This window comes from Cytophagia bacterium CHB2, from assembly GCA_030263535.1.
In the GTDB taxonomy this organism is placed as follows: Bacteria; Zhuqueibacterota; Zhuqueibacteria; order Zhuqueibacterales; family Zhuqueibacteraceae; genus Coneutiohabitans.
The window spans coordinates 1-8,338 of sequence record SZPB01000293.1; the positions used below are offsets into that span (position 1 = coordinate 1).

Sequence of the window (8,338 nt, forward strand, 5' to 3'; positions counted from 1 at the left end):
GCGCCCTGGTTGATTTGGCGCTGCGCTGGCTCATCACACCGTTCGGCTTGCGCACACTCGCGCCGGATCATCCTGCCTATTGCGGGCAATGTTGGGGCCCGGCAAAACATCGGGTCAGCGCACAGCATAACGGCGCGGCGCATCCCTGGTTGATCGTGCCGTTCGTGCGCGCCTATTTGCGCGTGTATCACGATCGCGATTTTTTGCGGGGATTGTTTGCGCCTTTGTTTGAAGGGCGGAATTCGCCGTGCGACGGTTTCATCGCGCAAATGTACGACGGCGATTCACCGCATGCGCCCGCAGGCGCGCCGGCCTTCGCCGCCAGTTCCGGCGCGGTTTTGCAAGCCTGGGAGATGTTGAAGGAGTGAAAATCTCAGGTAGCGTTTTGGAGAGGTTGGCGCGTTTGGAAAAATTTGACGCCGGTTATTGACGAATGACGGTGAATTTTACCTCACCGAGGCGGTTGCCGGGAATGCCGTCAACCGTGAGAATGTATTCGCCGGTTTTCCACCATTCATGATGGAAGTAGCACACGCGCTTGCCATTGCCCGGGCTGAGCGGTAAATCGTGCTCGACTTCGTGTTTTAGTTTGCCGTCTTGATATAAACGAAAACGCACGGGCAAATTAACACTATTGTCATCAGGAAGGTCGAAGGTCAAACGGCAAACCAGGAAAGCGCCGTCTTCCTCCAATCGAAAAAATGTCGCGCCCGGCTTGCCGTCAAAATTACCGCAATCTCTCGCCTTGGCCTCCCCGGCTTCCATGAATAAATTCAAGCGCGTGAGCTGTATACCTCTAAGCTCGAGGGGCAACTCTTCGGCGGTTACATCTTTTATGCGACCGGTTTCCAACCGCACGCGTTTTGTCTCAAACATGCGCAGCGAAAGCGTATCTGATACCGCACCGATTTTGAGCGCGTGTCTCCCGGCCAAAATATTCTCCAGCACCATGGGCGTTACGCCGCGTTCCGTCTCGTCGAGCCAGACGATTTGCCCGGGCGGATTGCTGGTTACGACCAGCGTAGCGGGCATGGGATAGAGCCGCACCATTTGCCGCTGGCGCGCCGGCCGGGCGGCGCTGCGCATGCCGGCGCTGCGAATATTGATCTCGACCACATGGTCGCTCACGATGCGAATCGGCTTGACGTGCGCGAGATAACCTTCACGTTCCACGCGCAAGGTATAAACGCCCGGCGGATGCTGCCCCGCGGTGTTTACCGTGTCTTCGTCAAAATAAATGATGGTGCCCGGTTCGCGCCCGATAATGCGGTAAAATCCGGGCGCGCTGGAAGCTTGTGCAAACAATGAGCCGGACCACATTGCCAGGCCCAACCAGAACAAAACACTTGGCTTTCGATATATAAATTTCATTCTTGTCGTGAAGCTCGGCATGCGGCGATCAGAATGAAAGCGAATGAAATGCGCGCGTGACGCAACTTGCGAGCGGCATTGCTCCGCGGTTTTGCAACAAATATAGCCAAATTGCAACGAATGTCAAGAATCTGTAAGGTTGCATTTGGAGCATGGCCTGTTTATATTTTGCCTGCCATGATACCCTATCATACGCTCAGACGGCGCTGGTTGCGCGCATGCTTTTTCGGCGGCTTGCTGTTGAGCTGCGGCGAAGCGCCGCGCGATAATCCGCTCGATCCGCTCGCGCCGGATTTCAATAATCGTGGCCAATTGCTGGTTTACACGCAAACCTACTACTCTCCCAACCAGCCGTTGCCGGGCGTTAGCCTTCTCCTCAAGCCGGACAACCTCGTTCAACTGAGCAACGCTGAAGGGCTGTTTCGCTTTCGTGATTTAGCGGCGGATACGTATGTCGTGGTCGCCAGCAAACCGAATTTTGTGGCGGATTCGCAAACCGTAGTGGTGCAGCCGCAACGAACGAGTGAAATTTTTCTCCAGCTCGATGCCAAACCCCTGTTCAGCAGAGTCAGCGTGCGCTCGGAGAAAATCAGCGCCTTTATCCCCATCGAAGGCGAAGCCCTGCAACTGGTGGCCGAAGCCGATTTGCAAGATGGCGACGGCCTGGATGACATTCTAGAAGTCAAGTTGTTCAGCGCAAGCTTCGGGCTGCTGCAAACGTTGCAGCGCCAAAGCGCATCCAACACCTTTGCCGCGGTGGTGAGTGAAGACCATCTCACGACCGGATCGCTGTATGACTTGATCGGCGACCGGCTTTGGCTCGAGGCGACAGATCGCGCCGGCGCGCTTTCCATCTCTGATCCCGCATTTTTGATACGTATCATCGAACCCATACCCTTGCCTTCCACGCCCAGCGGCTTGATTGAGACCGACTCACGCCCGCGCTTTCAGTGGGAAAACCTCACGCTGCCGTTCGACTACCGTTATCGCATCAATTTGCTGACGTTCGATTTTTCTTTTCTGGTTCCGGTGCCGTTCCGGCAAATCGACGATATTCCGTCCGACTCTTTGTCGTTTGTTTATGATTCGAATTTGAGCAATGGCGCGTATTTGTGGACCTTGAGCATCGTTGACCGTTTCGGCAACTCCAGCCGCTCGCGTGAGGCCGTGTTTTTGGTGAGATGAAGCATGTAAGTTGATTGCATGCGCAACGACAGCACTGTCCCGGTCGATGTAAAAAATTAGCGCAAATTCGCGTTCATGAGCGGTTTGGAGAAATGCGCCGGTTGTTAAAATTGAATTCATCACTATTTCATTAAGCCGTCAAAGCCGTTCGATGCCCGCACTCGAAAACATTGACCGTTCGTCGTTGCTCGCGCTGGTCGAGATTAGCCGCGAGATCAATTCGATTCAAGACACAGACGAGCTGCTCAGCAAGATTTTGCAGATCGCGATGCAGACGCTGGCGGCAGAGCGCGGCTTCATTTTGCTGCAAGCCCCGGAGACCGAGACCGGCTTCGTGGCGCGCGCGGCGCAAAACATTTCGCCCGAAGCCATTGCCGACATCGCGCATATCTCCAGCTCGGTGGTGCGGCACACGCTCTCCGGCGGTGAAGCAGTGATCTGGCACGACAGTGATTTGCCCGAGGGCCTGGCCAAAACCGAGAGCATCATCGCGCATCACATTCGCAGCGTGGCGTGCGCGCCCTTGCGCCTGAAAAATCGCCTGGTTGGCGCGATTTATCTCGACAGCCGCCTGGCCTCTTCGGCGTTCGGCGAAACCGCGCTGCCGTTTCTCAATGCGTTCGCAAATCAAGCGGCAATCGCGATTGAAAATGCACGGCTCTATCAAAACCTGCGCGAGGAAAATCGCCGCTGGCGCGCGGAAGTGCAGTCGCGCCACCGCTTTTCGGAAATCATCGGCAAGAGCATGGCCATGCACCAGATTTTTGATGTGATGGAGCGCGTGCTCGAATCGCATGCCTCGGTGTTGATTGAAGGCGAAAGCGGCACCGGCAAGGAACTGGTGGCGCGCGCGATTCATTACAACGGCCCGCGCAGCGAGCAACCGTTCGTCGCGCTGTTCTGCGGCTCGCTGCCGGAGACGCTGCTGGAAAGCGAGTTGTTCGGCCATAAAAAAGGCGCATTCACCGGCGCCATCACCGACAAGCGCGGTCTGTTCGAAGTGGCGGACGGCGGCACGTTTTTTCTCGATGAAATCGGCGATTTGACGCCGACGATTCAGGCCAAGCTGCTGCGCGTGCTGCAAGAGGGTGAGATCAAGCGCGTGGGCGAAACCCACATGCGGCGCGTGAATGTGCGCATCATTTCCGCCACCAACAAAGTTTTGAAAGAAGAAGTGAAGACCGGGCGCTTTCGCGAAGATTTGTATTATCGCCTCAATGTGATCAGCATTAAAATGCCGGCGCTGCGCGAGCGCAAAGACGATATTCCGTTGCTGGCGCATCATTTTCTCGATCGGTACGCCAAGGAAAACCGCAAACCGCTCACCGGCTTTTCTGAAAAGGCCATGGAACAATTGCGGCGCTACGACTGGCCCGGCAATGTGCGTGAATTGGAGAATGCCATCGAGCGCGCGGCCGTGCTGGCGCGCAGCGAGTTGATCACGGAACGCGAACTGCAAATTTCGCCGCCGGACGCCGAAACCGTGTGGGAAGAGGGCCTCACACTCGCGGAATACGAAAAGCGCGTAGTGATGAGCGTCTTGCGCGCGAACGACGGCCACATCACACAAACCGCGGAAAAGCTGGGGGTGTCGCGCCGCTGGCTGCATTATCGCCTGAAAGAATGGGGGTATAATGTTGATTGACGCCAAAAGATTTGCCTGATCTCGCAAATGAAGCGCATCGACAAATACAATCTCATCGCGGAGCTGAAACGCGGGCAGTATGCCACGGTGTATCGCGCGTACGAGGCGGCGAAACAACGTTTTGTTCTGCTCAAAGTTCTGCATGCCAGCGATGCCGCACTGCGCGCGCGTTTCGCGCAGGAAGCGCAAATTTTGACACGGCTGGCGCATCGTAATATTGTGCGGATTTATGAATGCGGCCAGGCGCCGGTTCAGCCCGGCAAAACATTGCCGTTCCTGGCGATGGAGTTCGTCGAAGGCGGCACGCTCGCGGATGTGATTGCCGCGCGCCGTTTGCCGGTGGAACTCGTGATCTATTTCAGTCGTGAAATCGTTGCCGGCCTCGAAGCGGCGCATCGCAATCACATTGTGCATCGCGATCTCAAACCGCAAAATTTGCTGGTGGACGCCGAAGGCTGCCTCAAAGTGACCGACTTCGGGCTGGCTGCGTTCATGGGCGGTGAAAACGGCGGCGCGATTATCGGAACGCCGCAATACATGTCCCCGGAACAAGCCGCGGGCGAAGCCGCCACTCCGGCGAGCGACTATTTCAGTCTCGGCGTGATTATGTATGAAATGCTCGCCGGAAATTCGCCGTTCGACGGAGAAACGATCAATGAACGGCTGTATCGCGTGATGCACGAAAATCCGGCGTCGCTGGCAGCCATGTTGCCGGAAGCCGTGTTGCCGCTGGCGAGGCTGGTGCAGCAATTGTTGGAAAAAAAATGCGCGAAGCGTTTGAGCCGGCCGGAACAAATTCTGAGCACGCTGGATGCGTGTGAGCACGAACTCGCGCGGCGCGCCCGCGGCATGCATCTGCGCCAGTTCTTGACCGATCCGGCGGGTTATGCGCCGGAAAAAATTTTACCGAAGAAGGCGAAACCCGCCCGCCCCACCGCGCGCCTCTCTGCGGGTTTGATGCTGGTGTTGTTGCTGGCGCTGGCCGGCGGCGCGTGGCAATTGGTGAAGTTCACCTCGCAGAAGCCGCAAGCGAATTTACACAACGGCTCTGCAAAAATAGCGGCAGCCACTCTGCCCACAGCAGCGCAAGAAAGCGATTCAATAGCGCTGCCTGCTGTTTCGCCAGATGCTCCGGAAACGTCGGAGACGGCGCCGCTGCAATCCGAGTCGAGTGAAACACTTGTGAAACAGCAACCGGAACCAGAAATGAATGTGCCCGTGCAACAAGAGACGGTTGCAGAAGAAGCGCGCGTGATTCCGGCGCCGCCGGCGAGCGGAAGTTTGCGCATTGCCTGTTTGCCGTTTGCACAAGTTATTTTGGATGGCGACACGCTGGGGCCCGTGGATATGCAGCCGGTCATTTTTACCGCGCCAGCCGGCGAACATGTGTTGGAGCTGGCAAATCCGCGGTTTCCGACCTATCAAAGAAAACTTGAAGTGGCGGCGGCGGATACGTTCGACGTGCAGCTTTCATTGTGGGAGACCGTCGCGCGTTTGACGCTGTATGTCAAGCCCTGGGCGGAAGTATTTATTGACGGCGTCAGCTTCGGCAAAACGCCGCTGGATGAAATCATTTTGGCGCCGGGCGCGCGCCAGCTCCGTCTTGTGCATCCCGAGCGCGAGACGTTTACCACGACGCGAGAATTTGCTGCCGGCCAGCGCGAGACGTTGACCATTGAACTGCAGCCGAAAGAATGAACGTGAGGCAGGCGAAACCATCGCGCCGATATTCAAATCGGTTGACGCTTGATTGAATCCCTAACGACGCGAAGCGTTTTGGATTTCGACTCGTGCGATCATGTGAGACCGCCGGCCCTCCCGCGCATCCGGGATGGCGCCGGCCACCTGCTGGTTAAAAGAGTCACATAAGAGATGAAAAGGCCAATGCAACTGTTCTTGGGATGGCTCTTGCTGGCGTTGCCGCTTGCACGCGCGCAAAACTGGGAGGCGCGCGAGCCAATGCTCACGCCGCGCTTTGCCATGTCCGCCCTCTATTGGAACAATCAAATCGTCGTCATCGGCGGCCGCGATGCCCAGGATTCCATTCTGGCGACGGTGGAAAGTTATGATTTATCGACCGGGCAATGGCAGCCGTTCGCCGCAAATTTGAATGAGGCGCGTTACAGCGCGGCGGCCATCGTGTATCGCGGGCGCATGTTCGTTATCGGTGGGTGCGGCAAGGATCAGCAAGTATTGAAGAGTGTGGAATTCTACAATGAAACAACGCAGCGCTGGGAGCGGGAGCCCTCGCTGGCAATCGCGCGCGAAGGCGCTGCCGCCGCCGTCGTGAATGATACCCTCTATGTCATGGGCGGATTTGACGGCGCGAGTTATCTGAAAAGCATCGAATATTTCCGCCACGAGGCCAGCAGTTGGTGGCTGAGCTGGTGGTCCCTTTCAGCGCCGCGCGCCTGGCTGTCCGCTGTCACGCTGCGCGATTCGATTTTTACGGCCGGCGGTTTGCTTTTCGGGCCGGTGGGCGTTTTGGAGCGCTATCATAGTTCCGACGGCAACCAGCGCCGCGCCTCCATGCTCACCCCGCGCGGGCGCATGGCCGCGGTCAATTTCGAAGGGAAATTGTGGACGCTGGGCGGCTCCGACCAACACGGCGCCTCGGCGGTTGTGGAGATTTACGATTACGCCAGCAACAGTTGGGAAAGCGGCCCGGGGCTGCTCTCGGCGCGTGAATTGAATGCGGCTCTGGCAATTTTTGATAAAATTTTCATCATCGGCGGCCGCACCGCGGAGGGAGCCGTTTTGGGAACGCTGGAAACATTAGGCCTTCCCACCAGCGTAGCCGAGCATGCCGCCGTTCCGCGTGCGCCTGAGTTGAAGAGTTATCCCAATCCCTTTGTGACCTCCGCGCGGATTGTGTGGCGTTCGCTGGCCTCGAATCAAACGCAGACCGTTGTTGAAGTATTTGATTTGCGCGGCGCACGGGTGTTGCGGCGTTTCCTGTCCTCAAACAGCGCGGATTTTGAATTCACCTGGCATGGCCAGGATGAAACCGGCGCAATTGTGCGCGATGGCATTTACTTCATCACCGTGCGTAGCGGAGATTTTGTTTTGCGGCGCAAGCTGCTCAAACTGAAGCGTTGAGGCCTTCACCGCCGGGGCAGTTTGTAATGAAGCTTCGGCGGTTATTTGAGGTGTACACGCTTCATGTTAACTGGCCGGGCGGCTTAACCACATCATCAACCGGGCAGCAAACCAACGCAGGAGGGAGGCGATGCACAAGAAACATTTTCGTTTGATGACGTTTTTTCTCGCACTCGGCGCGGCGCTGAATTTCAATTGCCTGGAGAATCCTTTCGGCAGCAAGGACGAAATTCGCGACAAGCGGCAAACCAGCGGGCAAGTTGTTTATCCCGGCGGCGCCGCGGCTGCCGGCGTTTTTGTCTGGCTGGATATCTACAATCTCAGCACCTACACCGACGCCGAGGGCAAGTTTTCACTGGTATTGCCGGCCACGCAAAGCCGGCAGGGAATTGTGGAAGAAGGACTCATCTATTTTTATATCGCCAATTTTCAGCTTGCCACCGCGCGCGTCAAAATTTCCGAAGGCGAATTCATGCCGCTGGAGGGCGACCTCGACAAGCAGAGCCAGGTGCGCGAGTCAATCGTGATGCGCCGCGCCGTGAATATCGTGACGCAAGTCATCCCCGCCTCGTTGCCGGCGGATACCTCTTTTCTGCTGATTCGTGCAAGCGTGGTGGCGGATGAAGGCTGCGCGATTGTCTACAACCCTCTCATGCCCGAAGTTCCCTACAATATGCCGGATACCGCCGGGCTGGGCGCAGCCATCTTTCGCCATCTCGCCTCCGGTGATTTTTTTATCGTGCGGCTGGATCCCGAGGGCAGAGCCAACGAACGCATTGTGCCTTGCTCTTATGATTCTCTTCACCGCGAATTGGCGATCTCGATCAATCAATTGCCGGCCATGCCAGCCGGCAAATATGAAGTAATCCCGTATTTATTGTGCGAGCCGGAAAACACCCCCTCAGGTTTGCTCGCCAAGCTGGGCCTGGAATTGAACGAGCTGGGCGCGAATTATCTTAAAAAACCGATGCGCCGTACCGGCGGCGCCTTTGAGATCCGGTAATCAGAGACGATGGGAGAGAAGCGCATGAAGCTGAA

The 8,338-nt window shown here is 56.9% G+C and carries 7 protein-coding genes; 6 read left to right on the top strand and 1 reads right to left on the bottom strand.

The features are described 5' to 3' along the window. On the top strand, positions 1-368 hold a 368-nt coding region (locus FBQ85_22330; GenBank protein ID MDL1877878.1), incomplete at its 5' end, for a glycogen debranching protein. 55 nt (positions 369-423) lie between these two features. Here FBQ85_22330 and FBQ85_22335 read toward each other — a convergent pair. After that, positions 424-1,392 (bottom strand): PEGA domain-containing protein, encoded by a 969-nt coding sequence (locus FBQ85_22335; protein MDL1877879.1) that lies wholly within the window; start codon positions 1,390-1,392, stop codon positions 424-426. A gap of 156 nt (positions 1,393-1,548) precedes the next feature. Between FBQ85_22335 and FBQ85_22340 the strand changes: the two genes are divergently transcribed. The 5 genes from FBQ85_22340 (at position 1,549) to FBQ85_22360 (ending at position 8,303) form a co-directional block, all read left to right on the top strand. After that, positions 1,549-2,556 (top strand): carboxypeptidase regulatory-like domain-containing protein, encoded by a 1,008-nt coding sequence (locus FBQ85_22340; GenBank protein ID MDL1877880.1) that lies wholly within the window; start codon positions 1,549-1,551, stop codon positions 2,554-2,556. 151 nt (positions 2,557-2,707) lie between these two features. After that, positions 2,708-4,201, top strand: a complete 1,494-nt coding sequence (locus FBQ85_22345) for a GAF domain-containing protein (protein ID MDL1877881.1) — start codon at positions 2,708-2,710, stop codon at positions 4,199-4,201. A 27-nt stretch (positions 4,202-4,228) separates the two neighbouring features. Next, entirely contained in the window at positions 4,229-5,899 is a 1,671-nt protein-coding gene (locus FBQ85_22350; protein MDL1877882.1) for a PEGA domain-containing protein, read from the top strand. Between the two features lie 174 nt (positions 5,900-6,073). Next, positions 6,074-7,300, top strand: a complete 1,227-nt coding sequence (locus tag FBQ85_22355; protein ID MDL1877883.1) for a T9SS type A sorting domain-containing protein — start codon at positions 6,074-6,076, stop codon at positions 7,298-7,300. Positions 7,301-7,430: 130 nt separating this feature from the next. Then, a complete protein-coding gene (locus tag FBQ85_22360; GenBank protein ID MDL1877884.1) occupies positions 7,431-8,303 on the top strand; it encodes a hypothetical protein in 873 nt (290 codons plus the stop codon). Positions 8,304-8,338: the final 35 nt, after the last annotated feature.